Here is a 23,023-nt window from a genome sequence, read left to right as displayed (position 1 = left end):
GGGACACGAGACCTCCAACGGCCGTGAGGCCCGTCATTCTTGTGGACCGCCGCCGATCAGCTGAATTCCGGCCACCCGTTGGGGTGAATAGACATCCAGTCGGACAGGTCTTTCTTTCGCCTTTCTTTGCCTTCCGTCGTCTTCCGTCCGCGTGCCGTACTTCTCAGTCCTTCGCCGCCGGGCTCTGGTCCTTTCCGATCAGAGTGACGAGGCGGGAGAGGCCGTCGGCCGCGTGCCCCTCGTCGATCGCGCGGTCGAGGAGGGACTGGAGCGGCTCGAACAGGTCGCCGCGCAGGCCCTGTTGTGCGAAGGCCGTCAGGAAGTTGGGGAGCGCCGCCTGGTTGACCGCGAGCGACGACACGTCCGTGCGGTGCCGCCCGGAGTCCAGTGCCTCGGCCATGCCGGGCACCAGGCCGTCCGTCATCGCGGCGATCCAGTCCCTGAGCAGTGGCGCGAACTCGCGGGCCGGCACGCCCGCGCTGCCGATCAGGGCGTAGGCCTGCACGACGCCCATCACCATGCCGTACATGCCGGTGAGCAGCGACAGGTCGTACAGGGCGGCGCCGCCGGGGTCCTTGCCGACCCATCGGGTCCCGGCGAGCGCCGCCAGCGTGGGGCGGTGCGTCTCGTACGCCTCTTCGTCGGCGCCGCTGTAGAGGATGTACGCGCCGGGGGTGGCGATCATCTGGGGGACGGCCATGATGCCGCCGTCGAGGTAGGTGATGCCGCGCTCGGCGGACCAGTCGGCCAACTCCCGTGCCTGGGCCGGGGTTCCGTTGGTGAGGTTGACGACGGTCCGCCCGGCCAGGGCCTCCGCCGTGTCCTCCAGCAGGCCGCGTACGGCGGAGTTGGTGGTGAGGCAGACGAGGACGAGAGGGGCGGCGCGGACGGCCTCGGCCGCCGTGTGGGCCGGGAGGGCGCCCTGGGCGGCCAGGGGTTCCGTCTTGGCGGTGGTGCGGTTCCAGACGGTCGTGCGGTGGCCCGCCTCGAGCAGGGCGGAGGCGAGCGCGCCGCCCATCAGGCCGAGGCCGAGGACGGTCACGGGCGCGGGACGTGCGGTGCTGCGGGACACGGGGGCTCCTTCAGAGGTGGTCCGGGGATGTCTCCGATCCTGGTGGGGCCCTGCGGAGAGGACAAGTACCGACTAATTGGTGCGGTACTCACCAAAAGGTCAGTGAGCCGGTGGCGGCGCCGGTGCGGGCGCCGAAAGGCAACGGGCCCGTGCGGCACGGGACATGGCTGATCCTCGGCGTTGTCCGGGCGGGGGAGCGGGCGGCGCGGCGGCTGTCGCGGGCGGCGTGCTTGGATGGCCACAGCTTGTGCGGTGGTGCGTCCCGGTCGCCAGAGGCGCAACCCCGGCACGCGGTACCGGAATGGGGGAGGACGGGGATGGATTCGCTCGCGGAGCTGCTGCGGGAGCTCAAGGAGCGGTCGGGGTTCAGCTACGGGGTGCTGGCCAAGCGGCTCCACATGAGTACGTCGACCCTGCACCGGTACTGCAACGGCGACGCGGTGCCGGTGGACTACGCCCCGGTGGAGCGGTTCGCCCGGCTCTGCAAGGCCTCGCCCGAGGAACTGGTGGAGGTGCACCGGCGGTGGATCCTGGCGGATGCCGCGCGCGGTCAGAAGGCGGGGCCGCGAGGGGGTGCGGCGGCCGTGCCCCCTTCCGTGTCCGCGCCGCAGGATGAGCCCGACGCTGCCCCCGCCCCCGAGTCGGAACCCGCCGCCCCCGAGCCGGCGTCCGAGGCCCGCCCCGCCGCTGAACCCGGGACGCCCGAAGCCGAGTCCGCTGCCGCGCCCGGCGTTTCGGACCAGCCCGTCGGAGGGGGGAGGCGGCGCATGGCCGCCATGGCCGCCGCCGCCGTCGCCGCCGTCGTGGGGATCGGCTCCGCCGCCCTCGCCCTGAGCGCCGACGACGACGGCGGCCACCGGCGCGCCGAGGGAGCCACCGCCCCCGCGAGCACCTTGCCCCGGGCGGGGGACGCCAAGGGCGAGGAGCGCGAGGACCGGGGCGAGGTGGACAAGGACAAGCCCTCCGCGCCGCCCTCGCGCAAGGAAGGCCGGGACGGCCCGAAGCCGGACGCCTCGCGGGAGGGCGGGGCCGGCCGCGACCACACCTCGTCCGCCGGTGGCACGCAGAACACCGACCTCGACGAACCCCTGACGGCACGCACCAAGCCGTACGTCTACGAGGACGCCTGCACCCAGCACTTCCTGGTCGACCGCAAGCCCGGCGAGGTGCCGCAGCCGCCCCCCGAACAGGACGCGCCCGCCTGGGTCGCCGACCTCGGCGCCGTCTCCTCGGGCGAGCAGTTCATCGAGGTCACCGTCCAGGGCGCCGGCGAGGAGACCGTCGTACTCCAGGACATGGACGTACGCGTGCAGAGCACCAGCGCGCCGCTGGCCTGGAACGACTACGCGATGGAGACCGGCTGCGGCGGCAACGTCTCCACCAAGTCCTTCGGCGTCGACCTCGACGACGCGGCGCCGCGCACCGAGCCCCGGGCGGGCCAGCGCGACTTCCCGTACAAGGTCAGCGAGAACGACCCCGAGGTCTTCTACATCAAGGCCGCCACCAAGGCGCACGACGTGCGGTGGTACCTGGAGCTGCGGTGGTCGAGCGGCAAGCGGCACGGCACGCTCCGCGTCGACGACCAGGGCAGGCCGTTCCGCACCAGCGGCCGGGAGGGGCGCACCACGTACGGCTGGCCGCTCGGCAGCACGAAGTGGGGCCGTCAGCCCGGTTGAGCCCTTGCGGAGAGGTGCCGTCCGTATCCCGGAACGGCGGGTGTAGGCAGCACGGACGTGCTTAGGGTGCGGGCAGAGTCGTCCGATCCGAAGGAGTCACCGCCGTGACCGTCGCCGAGCACGCCCCCGCCGCCGCCCCCATGCCGCCGCTCGCCGCGCGCGCCGCCGCGGTCGGGGGCTCGCCGGTACGCGACATCCTCGCCGTCACCGCGCGGCCCGAGGTCATCAACTTCGCGGGCGGCCTGCCCGCCCCCGGCCTCTTCGACGCCGAGGGCATAGCGGCCGCCTTCCGCGCGGTCCTCGCGGAGGTGCCCGAGCGCGCGCTGCAGTACTCCACGACCGAGGGCGAGCCCGCGCTGCGGGCCGCCGTCGCCGCGCGCACCGCGGCGCGCGGCCTCGCGACCGACGCCGACGACGTGCTGGTCACCACCGGCTCCCAGCAGGCGCTCTCGCTGCTCGCGACCGCGCTGATCGAGCCGGGCGACACGATCCTGGTCGAGAACCCCTGCTATCTGGCGGCGCTCCAGGCCTTCGCCTTCGCGGGCGCGCGCGTGGTGCCGGTGCCCGGCGACGAGCTGGGCATGGACCCCGCCGCCCTGGACGAACTCGTCGCCCTGCACCGGCCGAAGCTGCTCTACACCGTGCCCACCTTCCAGAACCCGACCGGACGCACCCTGCCCGCCGCGCGGCGCGCCGCGGTGGCCGAGGTCGCCGAGCGGCGCGGGCTGTGGATCGTGGAGGACGACCCGTACGGGGAGCTGCGGTTCGAGGGCGAGCGGGTGCCGTGGATCGCCACGTACCCGGGGGCCGAGGGCCGCACCGTCCTGCTCGGCAGCTTCTCCAAGGTCATGGCCCCCGGCCTGCGGCTCGGGTGGCTCCGGGCCCCGCGGGCGCTGCTGCGGGCCTGCGCGGTGGTCAAGCAGGCGGCGGACCTGCACACGCCGACCGTCAACCAGCTCGCCGCGGCACGGTACTTGGCGGACTCGGACCTGGACGCGCACGTGGCCAAGGTCGCGGGGGTCTACCGGGAGCGGCGGGACGCGATGCTTTCGGGCCTCGCGGACGCGCTGCCCGAGGGGTCCGGCTGGCTCCGGCCCGAGGGCGGCATGTTCGTCTGGGCGAAGCTGCCCGAGGGGTACGACACGGGGGCGCTGCTGCGGGATGTCGTCGCGCACGACGTGGCGTACGTGCCGGGGGCGCCGTTCTTCGCGGGGGCGCCGGACGTCTCCACGGTGCGGCTGTGCTTTGTGACGCAAGGCGTCGAGGAGATCGCCGAGGGGTTGCGTCGGCTGCGGCGTGCGTTCGGGGGGTGAGATCTGCGGGTCCGGTGGGGCTGGTCGCGCAGTTCCCCGCGCCCCTCATGGGGGCGCCCCTCGCGGGGCGCCCCACTCGGCGCCTTCAGAGGCGCTCGGGGGTCCTGATGCCCAGCAGGGCCATGCCCTGGTGCAGGGTGCGGGCCGTGATGTCGCACAGGAACAGGCGGTTCTCCACCTGCGCCGGGCTGTCCGCCTTGAGGACCGGGCACTTGTCGTAGAACGAGGTGTACAGCGACGCCAGCTGGTAGAGGTAGGCGGCCAGCTTGTGCGGGGCGTACTCGGCGGCGGCCTCCGCGAGCGTGTCGCCGAACGCGTCCAGGTGCAGGCCCAGCGCCCGCTCCGCCGGGTCCAGCGCCAGCTCGGGGTGGGCCGCCGGGCCCGTCCCCGCGCCCGCCTTGCGCAGGATCGACTGGATCCGGGCGTACGCGTACTGGAGGTAGACGGACGTGTCGCCGTGCAGGGACACCATCTGGTCGAGGTCGAACTTGTAGTCGCGGTTCGCCGACGTCGACAGGTCCGCGTACTTCACCGCGCCGATGCCGACCTGGAACGCCCGCTCCTGGATCTCCTCCTCGGTGAGGTCGCGCGCCTTCTCGCGCACGACCTCCGCCGCGCGCTGCACCGCCTCGTCCAGCAGGTCCTGCAGCCGTACGGTCTCGCCCTCACGCGTCTTGAACGGCTTGCCGTCCGCGCCGAGCACCGTGCCGTAGCCCATGTTGTGGGCCGTGACCTGGTCGTTCAGCCAGCCCATGCGGCGGGCCGCCTCGAAGACCATCTTGAAGTGCAGCGACTGCCGCACGTCCACCACGTACAGCAGGGTGGTGGCGTGCAGGCCGAGGACGCGGTCGCGGATCGCCGAGAGGTCGGAGGCCGCGTACCCGAAGCCGCCGTCCGCCTTCTGCACGATCAGCGGGACCGGCTTGTCGTCCTTGCCCTTGATGTCGTCGAAGAACACGACGAGCGCGCCCTCGGAGCGCACCGCGACGCCCGCCTCCTCCAGGAGCCGCGCCGTCTCGGCCATCATGTCGTTGTACGCCGACTCGCCGACGATCTCCTCGTCGCGGACCTCCATGTCCAGCTTCTCGAAGACCGAGTAGAAGTAGACCTTCGACTCGTCCACGAAGCGCTGCCACATCTCCAGCGTCTCCTTGTCGCCCGACTGGAGGGCGACGACCCGCTTGCGGGCCCGGTCCTTGAAGTCCTCGTCCGCGTCGAAGACGGCGCGCGAGGCCTTGTAGACCCGGTTGAGGTTGCTCATCGCCTGCTCGCCGTCGACGTCGGCGGCCGGGGCGAGCCGGTCGGGGTTCTCCACCAGGTACTGGATGAGCATGCCGAACTGGGTGCCCCAGTCGCCGATGTGGTGGCGGCCGATCGTCTTCTCGCCCGTGAAGTCCAGCATGTGGCGCAGCGCGTCGCCGATGACGGCGGACCGCAGGTGGCCGACGTGCATCTCCTTGGCCACGTTCGGCTGGGCGTAGTCGATCACGGTGGTGCCCGCGTGCGGGTTCAGCGGCACGCCGAGCCGCTCGCCGTCGGCGGCACGGGCCGCGAGGGTGTCCATGATCGCCTTGTCGGTGACCGTCACGTTCAGGAAGCCGGGGCCCGAGACCTCGATGTCGGCGAGCAGCTCGCCGCTGTCGATCCCGGCGACGACCCGCGTGGCCAGCTCCCGGGGATTGCCCTTGAGCTTCTTGGCGAGCGCCAGGATGCCGTTGGCCTGGAAGTCCGCCCTGTCGCTGCGTCGCAGCAGCGGATCCGCGGCGCCCGCTTCCGGCAGGGCTGCCGTCAGGGCGTCCGCGAGGCGCTGGTGGACGGAGGCGGTGAGGGACGTGACCGAGGCCATGAATGGGTGCCGTTCTGCTCGGGTGTCTGGGTGTGCTCAAGCTGTGAGAGCCGAGTATCCCACGCGGTGAAAAGCGGTTTTCGCCCTCCGGGAACGACCTGGGAGAATGGCTGCGTCAAGCGGTACTCACGTAGAAGAAGAAAGGCGTGCCGATCGTGGCTCAGAGCACTGATTCCACCGACTGGGTCTCCCGCTACGCGGACGAGGTCATCGCCGAGTCGGAGCGTCGTGCCCCGGGCGCGAAAGACGATGGCGCCGCCGCGCCGGTGGTCGTCGTCGCCTCCGGTCTCTCCCCCTCCGGCCCGATCCACCTCGGCAACCTCCGCGAGGTCATGACCCCGCACCTGGTCGCCGACGAGATCCGCCGGCGTGGGTACCAGGTCCGCCACCTGATCTCCTGGGACGACTACGACCGTTACCGCAAGGTGCCGGCCGGCGTCCCCGGCGTCGACGAGTCCTGGGCCGAGCACATCGGCAAGCCCCTGACGTCGGTGCCCGCCCCCGCCGGGTCCGCGTACCCGAACTGGGCCGAGCACTTCAAGGCCGCCATGGCCGAGGCGCTCACCGAGCTGGGCGTCGAGTACGACGGGATCAGCCAGACCGAGCAGTACACCTCGGGCGCCTACCGCGAGCAGATCCTGCACGCCATGCGGCACCGCGGCGACATCGACGCGATCCTCGACCAGTACCGCACCAAGAAGGACCCCGCCAAGGCCGGCAAGGGCAAGCAGCAGAAGCCCGTGGACGAGGCCGAGCTGGAGGCCGCCGAGGGCTCCGGCGCGGCGAGCGAGGACGACGGCAGCGGCGGCACCGGCGGCTACTACCCGTACAAGCCCTACTGCGGGAAGTGTGAGAAGGACCTGACGACCGTCGTCTCCTACGACGACGAGTCCACCGAGCTGGTCTACACCTGCACGGCGTGCGGCTTCGGCGAGAGCGTCCTGCTCAGCGAGTTCAACCGCGGCAAGCTGGTCTGGAAGGTCGACTGGCCCATGCGCTGGGCGTACGAGGGCGTCGTCTTCGAGCCGAGCGGTGTGGACCACTCCTCGCCCGGGTCGTCGTTCGTCGTCGGCGGGCAGATCGTGCGGCAGATCTTCGACGGCGTGCAGCCGATCGGCCCGATGTACGCCTTCGTGGGCATCAGCGGCATGGCGAAGATGTCCTCCTCCAAGGGCGGCGTGCCGACCCCGGCCGACGCGCTGAAGATCATGGAGGCGCCGCTGCTGCGCTGGCTCTACGCCCGCCGCAGGCCCAACCAGTCCTTCAAGATCGCCTTCGACCAGGAGATCCAGCGGCTCTACGACGAGTGGGACAAGCTGGAGGCCAAGGTCGCCGACGGCTCCGCGCTGCCCGCCGACGCCGCCGCGCACTCCCGCGCGGTGCGCACCGCCGCGGGCGAGCTGCCGCGCACCCCGCGGCCGCTGCCGTACCGCACGCTGGCCTCCGTCGCCGACATCACCGCCGGCGCCGAGGACCAGACGCTGCGCATCCTGAGCGACCTCGACCCCTCGACGCCGCTGACCTCCCTGGAGGAGGTCCGGCCGCGCCTGGACCGCGCCGAGAACTGGATCACCACGCAGGTCCCGGCCGACGCCCGCACCGTCGTGCGCTCCGAGCCCGACACCGAGCTGCTGGCGTCCCTGGACGACGAGGGCCGCGAGTCGCTGCGGCTGCTCCTGGAGGGCCTGGACTCGCACTGGTCCCTGGACGGCCTCACGCACCTCGTGTACGGCGTGCCGAAGGTGCGGGCCGGGTTCTCGGCGGACGCGACGGCCAAGGAGCTGCCGCCGGAGATCAAGGTGGCGCAGCGGACGTTCTTCGCGCTGCTGTACCGGCTCCTCGTGACCCGGGAGACCGGGCCGCGGCTGCCCACGCTGCTGCTCGCCGTGGGCGCGGACCGGGTGCGCAAGCTGCTCGGCGCGTAGCGCTCGGCGCCGGCGGGGCGGGCGGGGACTCCAGGTCCCGCCCGCCCCGCCGTGTGTCTGCATCTTTCGGGTGACCGCCGTTTCCACCCCAGGCAGGACGTCCCCGGGTGATCCGCCCGAGATCGTGGACGCATGAAGGAAATCATCGCCATCGTCGGATGGGTCGTGGGAATCCAGGGCGGCCTCGGCGCCGCGGGCCGCCTCTTCGGGGACGGCCCCTGGGGGCTGCTGCACAAGTGGTGGGACATCCCCACTCCCCTGTACGTGGTGCTCTTCGCCGTCGGCGCCGCTCTCGCCGTCTACGGGGAGCTGGGCAAGGTCCGGGCGCGTGCTAGGAGCGGCGCCGCCGGCGCAAGGTGACGAAGGCGAGCGTGGCCAGGGCCGCCAGGGCGGCCGCGCTGATGGTGACGGTCACCGGCGACCAGTCGCCGCCCTCGGCCTCGGCGGCGCACTCGGGGCGTGGGTCCGACCCGGCGTCCGCCACGACCTTCACCCTGCCGTTCGTCCTCGCCTCGTCCGGGGGGACCGGCCGGTCGAAGCGCAGGGTGTACGCGCCCGGTTCCGCGTCGCAGCGGACGGTGGCCCGGCCCCGCCAGGAGACCTTGCCCGAAGGGGCGAGCCGTACCGGCCCGGCGAAGGCGTCGGAGTGGACGGTCACGCGATGCGCGTCGTCCATCTGGTCCATCAGCTCCGGGTTCAGGACGGACAGCGTGACGCTCTGCCCGGGGGCCACCGAGCCGGGTGCGACGTGGAGTTCGCCCGTTCCGCCCGACTGGGCCGCGGCGCCAGGAATTGCCGTCAGTGAAAGGGCGAGGGCGAACACTCCAGCGATCACGGCGGGTTTACGTGGCATAAGGTGCAGTCCTCGGGTTCGGCCGCCGGAGTTTGTTTTCCGGTTCGCTGGGTCCGTTCTTTGCGATCTTAACCAGGGGGAGTCCGGCCACCCGCCGACCATGGGTGCGCCGGCAGAAAGGCAGTTGTGGGCATTTCCCGTTGGGCCCGGGCCCTCGCCATGGGGATAGGCGGCGGATTGCTCGCCACCTCGGTGACGGCCACCGCTTTCGCCGCGGCGCCCGCCGCGCCGGAATCGACGTACGAGGACACGCCCGCGCCGAGCCCGACAAAGGGCGACGAGAACGAAGACGCGCCGGGCCGGAAGAAGGCCGTTCCGGAAAAGAGCGGCGCGCAATGGGGGGCGCCGGCCGCGGAGCGGTTCTGGACCGCCGAGCGCATGGAATCCGCGACACCGCCCGAGGGGGCGACGGGGCGGACGGTCCCGAAGGCCGAGGGGGCGGCGGGGCGGCAGACGGCCGAGGGGCCGGCCGGGCGGGAGGCCTCCGTGCGGCGCGGGGCCGTCGCGCGCGGGGCGCTGCGCGCCGAGACGTACCCCGAGGGCGCCAAGACCATCGGCGTCCTCTACTTCGTGGACAGGGACATGGCCACGCACAACTGCACGGCCAGCGTGGTGCACAGCCCCAAGGGCAACCTCGTCCTCACCGCCGCGCACTGCGGCAACGGCAACAAGTACGCCTTCGTGCCCCAGTACCGCACCGGCAAGTCCCCGGCCCGGCAGCCGAACGGCATATGGGCCGTCGACCGGGTCTTCCGGGACCCGCGGCACACCGACCGGGGCCCCGGCTCGGACCTCGACTTCGCGTTCGCGACCGTCAAGGCCGACCGGCGCGGCCGTCAGGTCGAGGAGGTCACCGGCGCCAACACGCTGACCAGGACGCCCGGTTACCAGGTGCCGGTCACCGTCATCGGCTACCCCTCGGCGCGGAACGCCCCCAAGGACCAGGCGATCAAGTGCCGGGTGAAGACGGCCCGGCTGCCCGGCTACAAGCAACTGCGCATGGCGTGCCGCGGGTTCTACGGCGGCACCTCCGGCAGCCCCTGGCTGATGAACTACGACGAGCGGACCGGGACCGGCCAGGTCGTAGGCAACCTCGGCGGGGTCGGCGGCGGCGGGGCCACCGACGCCGTCTCCTACGCGCCGTACTACGACGACGAGGTCTTCAGGCTCTACGACGACGCCGTGGGGGACGTCGCCGTGGTCGAGCGGCCCCCGCTGCCGCCCACCCTCGGCACCGGCGAGACCTGGCAGTACGCCAAGCGGCTGGCCACCGGCGAGTACACCGGGGGCGGCGGGGCCGACCTGCTCGTGGTGTGGGCCGACGGCGAGGTCACCCTCCACCCCGGCGACGGGAAGGGCGGGTTCACCGCCGAGCGGCGCCTGGTGAAGCCCAACGCCACCTGGAAGCACGCCACCGACGTCACGGGCGGCGACTTCGCGGGGACGGACCTCTCCGACCTGCTGGTGCGCTGGTCCGACGGCGAGGTCACGCTGTACCAGGACGTGTCCGCCGCGGGGCTCGGCAAGGAGACCAGGCTGGCCGCCGCCGGGTCCGCGTGGAAGAAGGCCGCCCAGCTCACCGCGGGCCGCTTCGGCGCCGGCGAGAAGAGCGACGACGTCGTCGTGCGCTGGGCCGACGGCGAGGTCAGCCTCTACAGCGACGTGGACGTGCGCGGCTTCAGGAAGAAGACGCGGCTCCAGAAGCCCGACGCCACCTGGCAGCGCACCGCCCTGCTGACCGGCGGCGACTTCACCGGCACCGGCCTGTGGGACCTCCTCGTCCGCTGGAGCGACGGCGAACGCACCGTCCACAAGGACGTCAGCACGGCCGGCACCGGCACCAGGACCCGCATGGGAGCGCCCGGCGCCCTGTGGAAGAACGCCAAGGTGATGACGGCGGGCGCCTACACCGGGGGCGGCCGTCCCGACGACCTGATCGTGCGCTGGAGCGACGGCGAGGTCAGCCTCTACGCCGATACGACGACGAAGCTCGGCCGCGAGGTCGGCCTGGTCCCGCCGAAGGTGCCCTGACCCGCCCCGGGGTCACGCGATGTACTCCGCCTCCGCGTCCAGGTCCTGCTGGTAGCGGCCGCGGAAGTCGTGCAGGTACGGGCGGAGGGTGCTCTCCGTGAGCGGTCCGCCCGCCTGGCCCGTCACCCCGTACAGGTCCATCAGGTACAGGCCGAACTGGCGGGCGTTGGGGTACTCGCCGTGCTCGCTGACGTACTTGCGGAACGCCGCGAAGTACGCCTCCTCGCGGGTCACGTCCTCGGGCAGGCCGGGGATGTCGGGGGCGGCCTCGGACTCGGGCTGCTGGGGCTGCGGTTGGGGCTGGACCTGGGCCTGGGCCTGCGGCTGCGGCTGGGATTGCGGTCCGGGCGCGCGCCCCGGCTCTCGCTCCGACCCAGGCCCCGACCCCGGCTCCCGCCCCTGCTCCGGCTCCGCGACGCGCTGGTCGGCGTGCTGCCCGTCGTCGTAGGGCGCCTGCTCCTCGTACCACTGGTCGTACGGCTCCTCGGGGGCGTACGACGCGGGGTGCCGGGCGAACCACGGGCTCTCGTGCGGCAGGATTTCCGGCTCGGGCTCGGGCTCGGGTCCGGGTCCGGGTCCGGTCTCCGGGTGGGGGCGCGGGGCGTGCTGCGGCTGCGGCTGTTCGTCCCGGGGCCCGGAGTCGTGGTGGGGGTCCCGGGCCCGGGGGAGTTCCGGCTGCTGCGGGGACGTCGCGGGGACCGGGGGCAGCAGGGCGGGCTCGATGCCGGCGGCGGCCAGCCCGGCGGGGGCGGTCTCGGCGAGGGGGACGCCGTAGCGGGCCAGGCGCAGCGGCATCAGGGACTCCACCGGCGCCTTGCGGCGCCAGGCACGGCCGAAGCGGGAGCGCAGCCGGGCCTGGTAGACGAGACGTTCCTGCTCCAACTTGATCACCTGGTCGTAGGAGCGCAGCTCCCACAGCTTCATCCGGCGCCAGAGCAGGAACGTCGGCAGCGGCGAGAGCAGCCACCGCGTGATCCGCACGCCCTCCATGTGCTTGTCGGCGGTGATGTCGGCGATGCGGCCGACCGCGTGCCGGGCCGCCTCGACCGCGACCACGAAGAGCACCGGGATCACCGCGTGCATGCCGGTGCCGAGCGGGTCGGGCCAGGCCGCCGCGCCGTTGAAGGCGATCGTCGCCGCCGTGAGCAGCCACGCGGTCTGGCGCAGCAGCGGGAAGGGGATGCGGATCCACGTCAGCAGGAGATCCAGGGCGAGCAGCACGCAGATGCCCGCGTCGATGCCGATCGGGAAGACCGCCGAGAAGTCGCCGAAGCCCTTCTTCTCGGCGAGTTCGCGCACCGCCGCGTACGACCCCGCGAAGCCGATCCCGGCGATGACGACCGCACCGGCGACGACCACCCCGATGAGTATCCGGTGCGTGCGTGTCAGCTGCATCGCGGCCACCCGCGAACCCCTCCCTGTTCGGCCTGTGTCGGCTTGTTGCGATCGATAGCCTGGCACACGTGTACGGAGGGTCGGTCGGCCGGTACGCCGGGAGCCCGGCCGTTTCGGGCCAGGCTCCTTCAACTGCTGTGTCTGACGGGCGTGTTCAGGACTTCGACTTGGCCTTGGTGGTGCCGGACTTGCCGTCGTCGGACTTCGCGGAGTCCTTCTTGGCGTCGTCCTGCTTGGCGTCGTCCTTCTTCGGGTCGTCCTTCTTCGGGTCGTCGTCCTTCTTCGGCTTCTCGTCGGAGTCGGCGGGCGCCTTGCCGCCGCCCTCATTGGCGGAGACGACCGCCGCCGCGGCCTCCTTCGCCGCCTTCTGCGCGGCCTTCGACAGGTCACCGGCGTCGGGGGACTTGTCGCCCGCGAGACCCGCGCCGTTGTAGTCGACCGTGACGACCGCGTTCTCCACGCGCGTCACGAACGTCTGCTGCTTGAAGGTGTCCTTGTCCTTCTTCAGGTCGTAGCGCACCAGCGTCGCCTGGTCGCCGACGCCCTGCACCGGCTCCGCCTTGACGCCCTTCGCGTCCTTGGTCGCCTGCGCGTCGGCGACCTGCTTGGCGAAGTTGTCCTGCGCGCGCTTGGCGCCGCTGCCCAGGGAGGGGTCCGACTCGAAGCGCATCAGCGACACGCGCAGCCAGCGGAACTGCGAGCCGTCCACGCCGTTGTTGTCGAGGCTGTCCCAGGAGCAGCTGCCGCGCAGCGCCGTGTCCGTGGACGTGCCCGCCTTGCCCTTGTCCTTGGCCTGCGGGACCAGCTCCTGCAAGGTCTTCTTCGACAGGACGTCGCAGGGCTCGGGGAGCTTGGCGTACGCGGCCTTCTCCACGGACGGGGGCTTGTCCGCGCTCTTGTGGGAGGCCGAGGCCTTGGCGCCCGTGTCCTTCTTGGCCCCCTCGGAGCCGGAGTCGGAATCGGAGGAGCAGCCGGAGGCGACGAGGATCACCGGTACGGCGGCCGCGCTGACGAGGATGCGGCTCAGACGCTGGCGCTGTCGCTGTGCAGGTCGGTGCATGGTTCCTTCACTCAGTTCGTCTCGTGACGTCCGGTTCGTCTCGTGACGTCGTCGGGTCCGAGGGGCCACGGTACGCGTACGGGGCGACGGGCGGCTCGCTTCCGGGGGGCCCGGCCGCCGTGCTCGCCCGCCGGGTCCGCCCGCTACTCGTCGAACGCGTCGGCGAGCCCGTCGGCCAGTTCCCGCGTCTTGTCCTGCATTTCCTTGCTGTCGGGGACGTCGGTGCGCCGGCCGGGCTGCTCGTCGTACTCGATGGTCACGATGACGTTCGACGTGCGGAACACCACAGTCACGGTGCGGTGACGGGTGGCCGAAGCGGCGGTGGTGAGGGCGTCGTCCAGGAAGGCCTCGTCGCCGAGGTCGTCCAGGGTGCGCGGTTCCAGGCCGGCGGGCGGGGTGGTGGGCCGGGTGGCGGCGTCGTCCGCGCCCTCGTCCTTCTCGCCGTCGCCGTCCGGCTTGCCCTTGTCGTCCCCCGTGCCCTTGCCGTCGTCGTCCGGGCTCTTGCTCTTGTCGCTCTTCCCGCCCTGGGCCTTGTCGCCCCCCGCCTTGTCGCCCGCCGCCGTCTTCTCGGCGTCGCCGGATCCCTTCGAGGGGGAGGAGTCGGGACTCTCGCCGTCCCCGCCGTCGCCCTCGTCCTGAGTCCCGGAGCTGGGGGGCGCCGACAGGCCCGCCTCGCGCAGCTTGGTCGCGTAGACCTCCGCGGCGCGGTCGTCGTCGCTGACCGCGCCGTCGAAGGAGACGACCCGCTCGAAGTCGACGAGGAGGTGGTGCGAGGCGCCGGCGGACTCGACCTTCCAGCGGCAGCCCACCCGCCGGTCGGTGTCGTACGTGACCATGGGCGTGCCCTCGTACGCCTTCTCGCGCTGCTCGGTGTCGGTCAGCTCCTTGATGCCGGGCAGCATCGCGTCGAGGGTGCCGGGGTCGACCTCGCCGCAGGGCTCCGGGAGCGTGCGGTACCTGCCGGGCTCGGCGGGAGCGGCGGAGCTGCCGGTGTCGCCGGGCTTGGAGTCGTCGGAGGCGCCGTCGCCACCGGAGCCGGAGGTGCAGCCGACGAGCAGCGCCGCGAGGAGCGCGGCGACGCCGGGTGCGTGGACCTTCCGCTGCACCGTGATGGCTCCTCTCATAGGGGATATTCGGTTGCCGCTGACGGGCGACCGGTGGACACAATGTCTATCGCACGCGCTGCCGTGGATGCCGGTCCGTCCCCCTTTTCGTCGACCTCGGCTCCGGTATTTGCGCTTCACGCACTTCAGGGCTTGTAGTGGATTACGGGGGAAAGAGGGCGAAATGTCTTACGTAGAGGTGTCCGGGGCGAAGGTGCCGATCCGGATGTGGGCCGACCCGGCGTCGGTCGAGGAGTCCGCGATGCGGCAGCTCCAGAACGTGGCGACGCTGCCGTGGATCAAGGGCCTGGCCGTCATGCCGGACGTCCACTTCGGCAAGGGCGCGACGGTCGGCTCGGTGATCGCGATGCGGGGCGCGGTGTGCCCGGCGGCGGTCGGCGTCGACATCGGCTGCGGGATGTCAGCGGTCAGGACGTCGCTGACGGTCAACGACCTGCCGGGCGATCTGTCGCGGCTGCGGTCGAGGATCGAGCAGGCGATCCCGGTGGGCCGCGCGATGCACGACGACCCCGTGGACCCTGGGCGCTTCCACGGCATGGCGACCGCCGGCTGGGACGACTTCTGGGGGCGGTTCGCCGGGGTCGCGCGGGCGGTGCGGTTCCGCGAGGAGCGCGCCACCAAGCAGATGGGGACGCTCGGCTCGGGCAATCACTTCGCGGAAGTGAACATCGACGAGGACGGTGCGGTCTGGCTCATGCTGCACTCCGGTTCGCGCAACATCGGCAAGGAGCTGGCCGACCACCACATCGGGGTGGCCCAGGGGCTCCCGCACAACCAGGGGATCATCGACCGTGACCTGGCGGTCTTCGTCGCGGACACCCCGCAGATGGCCGCCTACCGGAACGACCTCTACTGGGCGCAGGAGTACGCGAAGTACAACCGCGCGATCATGATGGCGCTCTTCAAGGACGTGATCCGCAAGGAGTTCAAGAAGGCGAAGCCGGTGTTCGGTCAGGAGATCTCCTGCCACCACAACTACGTCAGCGAGGAGCGGTACGACGGCATGGATCTGCTCGTCACCCGCAAGGGCGCGATCCGCGCGGGCAGCGGCGACTTCGGGATCATCCCCGGCTCCATGGGCACGGGCTCGTACATCGTGAAGGGCCTCGGCAACGAGGCGTCCTTCAACTCCGCCTCGCACGGCGCCGGCCGCCGCATGAGCCGGAACGCGGCCAAGCGGCGCTTCTCCACGCGGGACCTGGAGGAGCAGACGCGGGGCGTCGAGTGCCGCAAGGACGCGGGCGTCGTGGACGAGATCCCGGCCGCGTACAAGCCGATCGAGCAGGTCATCGACCAGCAGCGGGACCTCGTCGAGGTGGTGGCGAAGCTGAAGCAGGTCGTCTGCGTGAAGGGCTGACGGCCCCGGGCGCGGGTGGGCCGGCGCCCGTGCGCCCGGGTGCCTGGACCGTCAGGGGCGGCCGGCGACCTTCAGGGGCGTTCGGCGCGTTCGGCCGCGTGGCGTTCGCGGGCCGCGGCCAGTGCCGTGTCGAAGTCGCGCTGGGTGTCGTCGCACCAGTGCAGCAGGTCCGCGAGGACGCGCTGGAGCGTCTCGCGGGGACTGTCGCGCCAGCCCTCCTCGGAGAGGGCGTACGCCTGCAGGGCCTCGGTGGCCCGGCGTGCGGCGGCGGTGTGGGCGTCGGACGCGTCCGGCATCACAGCTCCCGGTGGATCTTGGTGTTGGAGGCCTGGGCGCGGGGGCGGACCACCAGGAGGTCGATGTTGACGTGCGGCGGGCGGGTGACCGCCCAGGTGATCGTGTCGGCCACGTCCTCGGCGGTGAGCGGCTCGGCGACGCCCGCGTAGACCTTCTCGGCCCGCTCGGCGTCGCCGCCGAAGCGGGTCAGCGCGAACTCGTCCGTCTTGACCATGCCGGGCGCGACCTCGATGACGCGGACCGGGGTGCCGACGATCTCCAGGCGGAGGGTCTCGGCGAGGACGTGCTCGGCGTGTTTGGCGGCCACGTAGCCGCCGCCGCCCTCGTAGGTGCCGTGGCCCGCCGTGGAGGACAGGACGACGACCGTGCCGTCGCCGCTGGCGGTGAGCGCGGGCAGCAGGGCCTGCGTGACGTTCAGCGTGCCGATGACGTTCGTCTCGTACATCCGGCGCCAGTCGGCCGGGTCGCCCGCGGCGACGGTGTCCGCGCCGAGCGCGCCGCCCGCGTTGTTCACCAGGACCGCGACCTTCTTGAAGGCGGTCGCGAACGTGTCCACCGCCGCGCGGTCGGTGATGTCGAGCGCGTACGCCATCGCGTCGTGCCCGGCGTCGGTCAGCTCGGCGGCGAGCGCCTCGATGCGGTCCTTGCGGCGCGCGGTCAGGACGACGCGGTAGCCGGCGGCGGCCAGGCCGCGGGCGGTGGCGGCGCCGATGCCGCTGCTGGCGCCGGTGACGATCGCGATGCGCTTGGCTGCGGCGGTCATGGTGCGCTCCTTGGGCTGGGAGAGGTCAAAGGGGGCCGGTGGCCATGGGGTTGGCCCGTGCCGTGAGCCAGGATAGGTCGGCGCCTCAGCGGCCACGCGGCGCGTACATGATCACGGCCATGCCGGCGAGGCAGATGAGCGCGCCGGTGACGTCCCACCGGTCGGGCCGGTAGCCGTCCGCCGCCATGCCCCAGGCGATCGACCCCGCGACGAAGACCCCGCCGTACGCGGCGAGGACGCGGCCGAACTCGGCGTCGGGCTGGAGCGTGGCCACGAAGCCGTAGACGCCGAGCGCGAGGACGCCGGCGCCGATCCACGCCCAGCCGCGGTGCTCGCGCACGCCCTGCCAGACGAGCCAGGCCCCGCCGATCTCGAAGAGGGCGGCGAGCACGAAGAGGACGACGGACCGGACGTTCCACATGCCGCCAGCGTGCCACGCCCTCGACCCGCCCCCCGCGCCCCTCATGCCCCGGGCCGGCCACCGTGTCCCGCGCGCCCGGGGCGGCCACCGCGTCTCCGGCGCCAAGGCGTGCCGCCGGTCACCTGGGGCGGTTGCCGCACCCCTCCGCGTGAGGGCGCGCTGCTAGTCGCCTGGGGCGGCCCACACGCCCCGGATCTCCAGGCGTGCCGCACCGGGGGCGGCTACCGCGCCCCCGCGTCAAGGCATGCGGCCACCGCACCCCCGGACATCCAGGCGCACCACCCATTACCCGGGGCGGGCGCCGCTACCCCCGCACCAGGGAGTGCGGCCAGTGGCCTGGGGCGGCCCCCGCGCCCCGGTGCCAAGGCGTGCCGCCGGCCACCCGGGCCGGCCACCGCACCCCGGATGACCGGGAGCACCACCAGCCAGCCCCCAAAGACACCAAGGCGTGCCGCCAGCCCAGCCCCCAAAGACACCAAGGCGTGCCGCCCCTCAGCCCCCGGCGCGGGGTGCCGCGTCCCCGGTGTTCAAGGCGTACCGCCAGTCGTTGCAGGGGTGCCATCGGCCCTTCGGGTATTCGATCAGCGCCTCGCCCCGCAGGGTGAAGCCCGCCTTGCGGCAGACCCCGTTGGACGCGCCGTTGTCCGTCGCGGGGAACGCGTGCAGGAAGGCGTGGCGGTCCGCCGCTCTCGCCTCGCGGATGATCAGGCGGGCCGCGTCCGCCGCGACGCCCCTGCCCTGGAACTCCGGCAGGACGCCCCAGCCGGTCTCCCAGACCGTCTCGCCCTGCCAGGTCGTCTCCCAGTACCCGATCGAGCCGGCCGTCTCGCCGTCCAGCGTGATGCGGAACATCCGCCCCTTGTCGTCGAGGCGGAGATAGCGAAGGTGCCGCTCCGCCAGCTTCTCCGGGGTCTCGGGGCCGCCCAGGTGCGCCGTCATCTCGGGGGTGTTGAACCGGGCGAGCAGCGCGGGGCCGCCCTCCTCCGACCAGGGTGCGAGGCGCAGGTCCGACCGCTGTGATCTCTCCATGGCCTCACGGTAGGGGTGGGGTCTGACAGCGGCCCCGGCGTCGGCACCGAGGGGGGAATAGGCGGGGCCGTGCCCTCGTTCTGTGGGTATAGTTGAAGCATCAACAACCTGCGAAGGGTGAGCCAGCCATGCAGTTCGGAATCTTCAGCGTCGGTGACGTCACGGTCGACCCGACCACCGGGTGCGCGCCCAGCGAGGCCGAGCGGATCAAGGCCATGGTGGCGATCGCTCTCAAGGCCGAGGAGGTCGGCCTCGACGTCTTCGCGACCGGCGAGCACCACAACCCGCCGTTCGTCCCCTCGTCCCCGACGACCATGCTCGGCTACATCGCCGCCCGCACCGAGCGGCTCGTCCTGTCCACCTCCACGACCCTCATCACCACCAACGACCCGGTGAAGATCGCCGAGGACTTCGCGATGCTCCAGCACCTCGCGGACGGCCGCGTCGACCTGATGATGGGGCGCGGCAACACTGGCCCCGTCTATCCGTGGTTCGGCAAGGACATCCGCGACGGCATCGACCTCGCCGTCGAGAACTACGCGCTGCTGCGCCGCCTGTGGGACGAGGACGTCGTCACCTGGAAGGGCAAGTTCCGTACGCCGCTGCAGTCGTTCACCTCGACACCCCGCCCGCTGGACGGCGTCGCGCCCTTCGTGTGGCACGGCTCGATCCGCTCCCCGGAGATCGCCGAGCAGGCCGCGTACTACGGCGACGGCTTCTTCCACAACAACATCTTCTGGCCCGCCTCGCACACCAGGCAGATGGTCGAGCTCTACCGGCGCCGCTACGCCCACTACGGGCACGGCACCGAGGAGCAGGCGATCGTCGGCCTCGGCGGCCAGGCGTTCATGCGCAAGAACTCCCAGGACGCGGTACGGGAGTTCCGGCCCTACTTCGACAACGCCCCGGTGTACGGACACGGGCCCTCGCTGGAGGAGTTCACCGAGCAGACCCCGCTGACGGTTGGCTCGCCGCAGCAGGTGATCGAGCGGACCCTGTCCTTCCGCGAGACGGTCGGCGACTACCAGCGCCAGCTCTTCCTGATGGACCACGCGGGGCTGCCGCTGAAGACGGTTCTGGAGCAGCTCGACATCCTCGGCGAGGAGGTCGTGCCGGTCCTGCGCGAGGAGTTCGCCAAGAACCGCCCCGCCTCGGTCCCGGAGGCGCCCACCCACGCCGCCCGCGTGACCGCCGCCCACCACAGCCCCCAGGAAGAGGTGACCGCATGAAGCTCGTCGTCGTGTCCGCGGGGCTGAGCCAACCCTCGTCCACCCGGCTGCTCGCCGACCGGCTGACCGCCGCCACCGTGCGGCGGGCCGCCGCCGACGTCGAGGTGATCGAACTGCGGGACCTGGCCACGGAGATCGCCCAGCACCTGGTCACCGGCTTCCCGCCGGCCCGACTGGCCGCGGCGCTCGACGCGGTGGCCGGCGCGGACGGGCTGATCGCGGTGACCCCGGTGTTCTCGGCCTCGTACAGCGGTCTGTTCAAGTCGTTCTTCGACCTCATCGACAAGGACGCCCTGACCGGGAAGCCGGTGCTGGCCGGCGCGACCGGCGGCACCGCGCGGCACTCCCTGGTCACCGAACACGCCCTGCGTCCGCTCTTCACCTACCTGCGGGCCCTGGTCGTGCCGACCGCCGTCTACGCGGCGTCACAGGACTGGGGCGAGGACGGCCTCGCGGCCCGGATCACCCGCGCCGGCGAGGAACTGGCCCGCTTCATGGCCCCCGTTGAGGGAGCCGAGCGGCCTCGCACCCCCGACACCGACACGACCGCGGCGATCGCCCCTCGCTCACTCACCGGCGCGATCACCTCCGTGGACCCGACCGCCGGCTTCGAGGTCGTCCCCTTCGAACAGCGCCTGGCCGCCCTGCGCACGGGGTGAGGCGAGGGCGGTCACCGCCCCCCGGGCGTCCCTCAGGGCCACACCAGGCAGTAGGCCTGATGCCCCGCGTCATGGAGGCGGTGGCTGAAGTCCTGCCATTCGTGGAGGAGGCGGTAGACGTTGAAGGCGTCGCGGGGGCCGCCGCGGTCGGGGACCGTGGACCATATGAACGCGGCGGCGCCCACCGATTCCTCGCCGACGCCGCGCAGCGGGTCCACGACCGTCATGGGGAGCTTCACCACGGCGTAGTCGGGGTGCAGGACGACCAGTTCGAGCGGGGGGACCTTGTGCAGGGGTATGCCCTCGATGCCCGTGAGGACCATCGCCGCCATCGTCTCCGGCTTGATCTTCGTGAACATGCCGCCCATGCCCAGTTCGTCGCCGCCCAGTTCCTCGGGCCGCATCGAGATCGGCACGCGGGCGGCGGTCGCGCCGTCCGGGGCGCCGAAGTACTTGTACGTCACCCCCACCCCGCCACTCCTGCTGCTCACCCGGTCCGGCCGGGACTCGATGGACTCGCCCCGCACCTGCTCGGGCGCCTGCGCGGGCTGCGCCCCCGCCTCGCGTCGGTGCCTGCCCCGCCGGGCACGCCGCGGACCCAGGCCGTCGGTCCCCTCGCCCAGTCCGCCACCGCGATGCATATCTCCACCCGACTGCTTTCCAGGGCGGCACGGCCCTGTCTTTTCTAGGCCTCGCGGCCCCCGCCACGCAACCCGATCATCGTGTCAGTGACCTCCCCCACGTGCACCCGCTAAAACGTGGAGTGAAACACCTGTCCGCAGGATGTCCGCACCCTCTGACACCATGGCTCGTGTGAGCTTCCCGTATAGCGCCCCAGTTTCGCAGACTCTTTTCGACCGTGCGGCGGCCGTGACGCCCGGCGGTGTGAACTCTCCCGTGCGCGCGTTCCGCGCTGTGGGCGGTACGCCCCGTTTCATGGTGTCCGGTACCGGTCCGTACCTGACCGACGCCGACGGCCGCGAGTACGTCGACCTCGTGTGCTCGTGGGGTCCGATGATCCTCGGCCACGCCCACCCCGAGGTGACCGCCGCCGTCCAGGAGGCCGTCGCGCGCGGCACCTCCTTCGGCACGCCCGGCGAGGGCGAGGTCGCCCTCGCCGAGGAGATCGTGGCCCGCGTCGAGCCCGTCGAGCAGGTGCGGCTGGTCTCCAGCGGCACCGAGGCGACCATGTCCGCCATCCGCCTGGCCCGCGGCTTCACCGGCCGCGCCAAGGTCGTCAAGTTCGCCGGGTGCTACCACGGGCACGTCGACGCCCTGCTGGCCGCCGCCGGTTCGGGCGTGGCGACCCTCGGCCTGCCCGATACCCCGGGCGTCACCGGCGCGCAGGCCGGCGACACCATCGTCGTCCCGTACAACGACCTGGACGCCGTGCGCGCCGCGTTCGCCGCGCACGAGGGCCAGATCGCCTGCGTCATCACCGAGGCCTCGCCGGGCAACATGGGCGTCGTACCGCCGGGCGAGGGCTTCAACCAGGGCCTCGCCGACCTGTGCCGGGCGAACGGCGCGCTGTACATCTCCGACGAGGTGATGACCGGCTTCCGCACGTCCAGGGCGGGCTGGTACGGCGTCGACGGCGTCCGCCCCGACCTGTTGACCTTCGGCAAGGTCATGGGCGGCGGCTTCCCCGCCGCGGCCTTCGGCGGGCGCGCCGACGTCATGGCGCACCTCGCCCCCGCCGGGCCCGTCTACCAGGCGGGCACCCTCTCCGGGAACCCCGTCGCGACCGCCGCGGGCCTCGCGCAGCTGCGGCTCCTGGACGACGCGGCGTACGAGACGGTGAACTCCGTCTCCGCGCGGCTGCGCTCCCTGGTGAGCGAGGCGCTGGGCAAGGAGGGCGTCGCGCACACCGTGCAGAACGCCTCCAACATGTTCTCCGTCTTCTTCACCGACCGGCCGGTGCGCGATTACGAGGACGCCAAGAAGCAGGAGTCCTTCCGCTTCACCGCGTTCTTCCACTCGATGCTGTCGCAGGGCGTCTATCTGCCGCCCTCCGCCTTCGAGTCCTGGTTCGTGTCCGCCGCCCACGACGAGCGGGCGATCGAGCGGATCGCCGCCGCCCTGCCGGGTGCCGCGCGCGCCGCCGCGGAAGCGACGGAGGCCACCGCGTGAGCGCCGCCGCCGACGAACTGACCGTCGTCCATGTGATGCGCCACGGCGAGGTGCACAACCCCGACGGGATCCTGTACGGGCGGCTGCCCGACTACCACCTCTCGGAGCTGGGCCGCCAGATGGCCGACCGGGTCGCCGAGCACCTCGCCCGGCGCGACGTGACCCACGTCGTCGCCTCGCCGCTCGACCGCGCCCAGGAGACGGCCGCGCCGATCGCCAAGGTGCACGGCCTTGAACTGGCCACCGACGCCCGGCTCATCGAGGCGGAGAACGTCTTCGAGGGCAAGACCTTCGGCGTCGGCGACGGCGCCCTGAAGAACCCCGAGAACTGGCGGCACCTGGTCAACCCCTTCAAGCCGTCCTGGGGCGAGCCGTACGTCGAGCAGGTCGTACGGATGATGGGCGCGCTGGACGCGGCGAAGGACGCGGCCCGCGGTCACGAGGCGGTCTGCGTCAGCCACCAGCTGCCCATCTGGATCGTGCGCAGCTTCGTGGAGAAGCGGCGGCTGTGGCACGACCCGCGCAAGCGGCAGTGCACGCTCGCCTCGCTGACGACGTTCACCTACCGCGGCGACAAAATCGTTTCCGTGGGCTACTCCGAACCGGCCCGGGACCTCGTCCCCGCCCATCTCCTCGCGGGCGCCAAGCCGGTGAAGGGCAAGAGCAAGGCGTTCGGGGCCTAGCCGCCATTTCGGGAACACCACGCCCGTCGTCCATTGACGTCGCGTAATCGCACCGCAACTGTACGTCCCTTTTGGGGAAAGTGCGGCAAATAACCGCGATACGCAGGAACCGCACTCTTCTTCGCGCCCTCTAACAGGTCGTTCCTCTTGCCCGCCGGAC

At 72.2% G+C, this 23,023-nt stretch carries 21 protein-coding genes; 10 read left to right on the top strand and 11 right to left on the bottom strand.

Features of this window, described 5'->3' with window-relative positions:
- Nucleotides 1-163: 163 nt before the first annotated feature.
- On the bottom strand, nucleotides 164-1,072 hold the full coding sequence (locus ACZ516_RS28015) for an NAD(P)-dependent oxidoreductase (RefSeq protein ID WP_469012134.1): 909 nt from the start codon (nucleotides 1,070-1,072) through the stop codon (nucleotides 164-166).
- 317 nt (nucleotides 1,073-1,389) lie between these two features.
- Here ACZ516_RS28015 and ACZ516_RS28010 point away from each other — a divergent pair, with 317 nt between their 5' ends.
- Nucleotides 1,390-2,748: a helix-turn-helix domain-containing protein gene (locus ACZ516_RS28010; RefSeq protein WP_469012131.1), complete on the top strand. Its 1,359-nt coding sequence runs from the start codon at nucleotides 1,390-1,392 to the stop codon at nucleotides 2,746-2,748.
- Nucleotides 2,749-2,852: 104 nt separating this feature from the next.
- Nucleotides 2,853-4,061 carry an aminotransferase-like domain-containing protein gene (locus ACZ516_RS28005; protein WP_361082677.1) on the top strand — a complete coding sequence of 403 codons (1,209 nt, stop codon included), beginning with the start codon at nucleotides 2,853-2,855 and terminating at the stop codon, nucleotides 4,059-4,061.
- Nucleotides 4,062-4,146: 85 nt separating this feature from the next.
- On the opposite strand, the gene argS is transcribed toward ACZ516_RS28005, so the two are convergent.
- Nucleotides 4,147-5,907, bottom strand: a complete 1,761-nt coding sequence (gene argS / locus ACZ516_RS28000) for an arginine--tRNA ligase (RefSeq protein ID WP_469012129.1) — start codon at nucleotides 5,905-5,907, stop codon at nucleotides 4,147-4,149.
- Between the two features lie 146 nt (nucleotides 5,908-6,053).
- On the opposite strand from argS, the gene lysS reads away from it, so the two are divergent.
- Together lysS and ACZ516_RS27990 are read left to right on the top strand one after the other, a co-directional pair.
- Nucleotides 6,054-7,832 carry a lysine--tRNA ligase gene (gene lysS / locus ACZ516_RS27995; RefSeq protein WP_361082681.1) on the top strand — a complete coding sequence of 593 codons (1,779 nt, stop codon included), beginning with the start codon at nucleotides 6,054-6,056 and terminating at the stop codon, nucleotides 7,830-7,832.
- 132 nt (nucleotides 7,833-7,964) lie between these two features.
- Nucleotides 7,965-8,192, top strand: a complete 228-nt coding sequence (locus ACZ516_RS27990) for a hypothetical protein (protein WP_361082683.1) — start codon at nucleotides 7,965-7,967, stop codon at nucleotides 8,190-8,192.
- On the opposite strand, the gene ACZ516_RS27985 is transcribed toward ACZ516_RS27990, so the two are convergent.
- The gene (locus ACZ516_RS27985; protein WP_469012126.1) at nucleotides 8,164-8,667 is read right to left on the bottom strand and encodes a hypothetical protein; all 504 of its coding nucleotides are present in this window, start codon (nucleotides 8,665-8,667) and stop codon (nucleotides 8,164-8,166) included. The genes ACZ516_RS27990 and ACZ516_RS27985 overlap by 29 nt on opposite strands.
- A gap of 144 nt (nucleotides 8,668-8,811) precedes the next feature.
- Between ACZ516_RS27985 and ACZ516_RS27980 the strand changes: the two genes are divergently transcribed.
- Nucleotides 8,812-10,716: a trypsin-like serine peptidase gene (locus tag ACZ516_RS27980; RefSeq protein ID WP_469012124.1), complete on the top strand. Its 1,905-nt coding sequence runs from the start codon at nucleotides 8,812-8,814 to the stop codon at nucleotides 10,714-10,716.
- A gap of 12 nt (nucleotides 10,717-10,728) precedes the next feature.
- On the opposite strand, the gene ACZ516_RS27975 is transcribed toward ACZ516_RS27980, so the two are convergent.
- The 3 genes from ACZ516_RS27975 to ACZ516_RS27965 all read right to left on the bottom strand — a co-directional run bounded on the left by ACZ516_RS27975 (nucleotide 10,729) and on the right by ACZ516_RS27965 (nucleotide 14,277).
- Entirely contained in the window at nucleotides 10,729-12,120 is a 1,392-nt protein-coding gene (locus tag ACZ516_RS27975; RefSeq protein ID WP_469012123.1) for a DUF2637 domain-containing protein, read from the bottom strand.
- A gap of 145 nt (nucleotides 12,121-12,265) precedes the next feature.
- Nucleotides 12,266-13,171 (bottom strand): DUF3558 domain-containing protein, encoded by a 906-nt coding sequence (locus ACZ516_RS27970; RefSeq protein ID WP_469012121.1) that lies wholly within the window; start codon nucleotides 13,169-13,171, stop codon nucleotides 12,266-12,268.
- Nucleotides 13,172-13,314: 143 nt separating this feature from the next.
- Entirely contained in the window at nucleotides 13,315-14,277 is a 963-nt protein-coding gene (locus ACZ516_RS27965; RefSeq protein WP_469012119.1) for a DUF3558 domain-containing protein, read from the bottom strand.
- Nucleotides 14,278-14,458: 181 nt separating this feature from the next.
- Here ACZ516_RS27965 and ACZ516_RS27960 point away from each other — a divergent pair, with 181 nt between their 5' ends.
- Nucleotides 14,459-15,652: an RtcB family protein gene (locus ACZ516_RS27960; protein WP_358581027.1), complete on the top strand. Its 1,194-nt coding sequence runs from the start codon at nucleotides 14,459-14,461 to the stop codon at nucleotides 15,650-15,652.
- Between the two features lie 71 nt (nucleotides 15,653-15,723).
- On the opposite strand, the gene ACZ516_RS27955 is transcribed toward ACZ516_RS27960, so the two are convergent.
- From ACZ516_RS27955 to ACZ516_RS27940, 4 genes are all read right to left on the bottom strand, one after another.
- The gene (locus tag ACZ516_RS27955) at nucleotides 15,724-15,948 is read right to left on the bottom strand and encodes a hypothetical protein (RefSeq protein ID WP_358581029.1); all 225 of its coding nucleotides are present in this window, start codon (nucleotides 15,946-15,948) and stop codon (nucleotides 15,724-15,726) included.
- The gene (locus tag ACZ516_RS27950; protein ID WP_361082696.1) at nucleotides 15,948-16,712 is read right to left on the bottom strand and encodes an SDR family oxidoreductase; all 765 of its coding nucleotides are present in this window, start codon (nucleotides 16,710-16,712) and stop codon (nucleotides 15,948-15,950) included. The genes ACZ516_RS27955 and ACZ516_RS27950 overlap by 1 nt, the downstream gene beginning before the upstream one ends.
- Before the next feature lie 85 nt (nucleotides 16,713-16,797).
- Entirely contained in the window at nucleotides 16,798-17,133 is a 336-nt protein-coding gene (locus ACZ516_RS27945) for a YnfA family protein (protein ID WP_358911532.1), read from the bottom strand.
- Nucleotides 17,134-17,625: 492 nt separating this feature from the next.
- A complete protein-coding gene (locus ACZ516_RS27940; protein WP_361082698.1) occupies nucleotides 17,626-18,162 on the bottom strand; it encodes a GNAT family N-acetyltransferase in 537 nt (178 codons plus the stop codon).
- A 128-nt stretch (nucleotides 18,163-18,290) separates the two neighbouring features.
- On the opposite strand from ACZ516_RS27940, the gene ACZ516_RS27935 reads away from it, so the two are divergent.
- Together ACZ516_RS27935 and ACZ516_RS27930 are read left to right on the top strand one after the other, a co-directional pair.
- A complete protein-coding gene (locus ACZ516_RS27935) occupies nucleotides 18,291-19,391 on the top strand; it encodes an LLM class flavin-dependent oxidoreductase (protein WP_469012115.1) in 1,101 nt (366 codons plus the stop codon).
- Entirely contained in the window at nucleotides 19,388-20,050 is a 663-nt protein-coding gene (locus ACZ516_RS27930; RefSeq protein ID WP_361082702.1) for a CE1759 family FMN reductase, read from the top strand. The genes ACZ516_RS27935 and ACZ516_RS27930 overlap by 4 nt, the downstream gene beginning before the upstream one ends.
- 32 nt (nucleotides 20,051-20,082) lie before the next feature.
- On the opposite strand, the gene ACZ516_RS27925 is transcribed toward ACZ516_RS27930, so the two are convergent.
- Entirely contained in the window at nucleotides 20,083-20,520 is a 438-nt protein-coding gene (locus ACZ516_RS27925) for a hypothetical protein (RefSeq protein WP_358581112.1), read from the bottom strand.
- A 334-nt stretch (nucleotides 20,521-20,854) separates the two neighbouring features.
- Here ACZ516_RS27925 and hemL point away from each other — a divergent pair, with 334 nt between their 5' ends.
- A complete protein-coding gene (gene hemL, locus ACZ516_RS27920) occupies nucleotides 20,855-22,180 on the top strand; it encodes a glutamate-1-semialdehyde 2,1-aminomutase (RefSeq protein WP_358581051.1) in 1,326 nt (441 codons plus the stop codon).
- A 35-nt stretch (nucleotides 22,181-22,215) separates the two neighbouring features.
- Nucleotides 22,216-22,863, top strand: coding sequence for a histidine phosphatase family protein (locus ACZ516_RS27915; RefSeq protein ID WP_361082918.1), 648 nt, complete (start codon nucleotides 22,216-22,218; stop codon nucleotides 22,861-22,863).
- Nucleotides 22,864-23,023 lie beyond the last annotated feature (160 nt).

The sequence above is a fragment of the Streptomyces sp. NPDC034037 genome (genome assembly GCF_055575715.1).
This window is presented reverse-complemented; position numbering and strand designations above follow the sequence as displayed.

Excerpts from the sequence above, each read along its gene's own strand:
- ACZ516_RS27955 (WP_358581029.1), bottom strand. The coding sequence starts at position 15,948 with ATGCCGGACGCGTCCGACGCCCACACCGCCGCCGCACGCCGGGCCACC.
- ACZ516_RS27935 (WP_469012115.1), top strand. The coding sequence starts at position 18,291 with ATGCAGTTCGGAATCTTCAGCGTCGGTGACGTCACGGTCGACCCGACC.
- ACZ516_RS27990 (WP_361082683.1), top strand. The coding sequence starts at position 7,965 with ATGAAGGAAATCATCGCCATCGTCGGATGGGTCGTGGGAATCCAGGGC.
- ACZ516_RS27930 (WP_361082702.1), top strand. The coding sequence starts at position 19,388 with ATGAAGCTCGTCGTCGTGTCCGCGGGGCTGAGCCAACCCTCGTCCACC.
- hemL (WP_358581051.1), top strand. The coding sequence starts at position 20,855 with ATGGCTCGTGTGAGCTTCCCGTATAGCGCCCCAGTTTCGCAGACTCTT.
- ACZ516_RS28010 (WP_469012131.1), top strand. The coding sequence starts at position 1,390 with ATGGATTCGCTCGCGGAGCTGCTGCGGGAGCTCAAGGAGCGGTCGGGG.
- ACZ516_RS27960 (WP_358581027.1), top strand. The coding sequence starts at position 14,459 with ATGTCTTACGTAGAGGTGTCCGGGGCGAAGGTGCCGATCCGGATGTGG.
- ACZ516_RS27950 (WP_361082696.1), bottom strand. The coding sequence starts at position 16,712 with ATGACCGCCGCAGCCAAGCGCATCGCGATCGTCACCGGCGCCAGCAGC.
- ACZ516_RS27945 (WP_358911532.1), bottom strand. The coding sequence starts at position 17,133 with ATGTGGAACGTCCGGTCCGTCGTCCTCTTCGTGCTCGCCGCCCTCTTC.
- ACZ516_RS27970 (WP_469012121.1), bottom strand. The coding sequence starts at position 13,171 with ATGCACCGACCTGCACAGCGACAGCGCCAGCGTCTGAGCCGCATCCTC.
- argS (WP_469012129.1), bottom strand. The coding sequence starts at position 5,907 with ATGGCCTCGGTCACGTCCCTCACCGCCTCCGTCCACCAGCGCCTCGCG.
- ACZ516_RS27915 (WP_361082918.1), top strand. The coding sequence starts at position 22,216 with ATGCGCCACGGCGAGGTGCACAACCCCGACGGGATCCTGTACGGGCGG.
- ACZ516_RS27940 (WP_361082698.1), bottom strand. The coding sequence starts at position 18,162 with ATGGAGAGATCACAGCGGTCGGACCTGCGCCTCGCACCCTGGTCGGAG.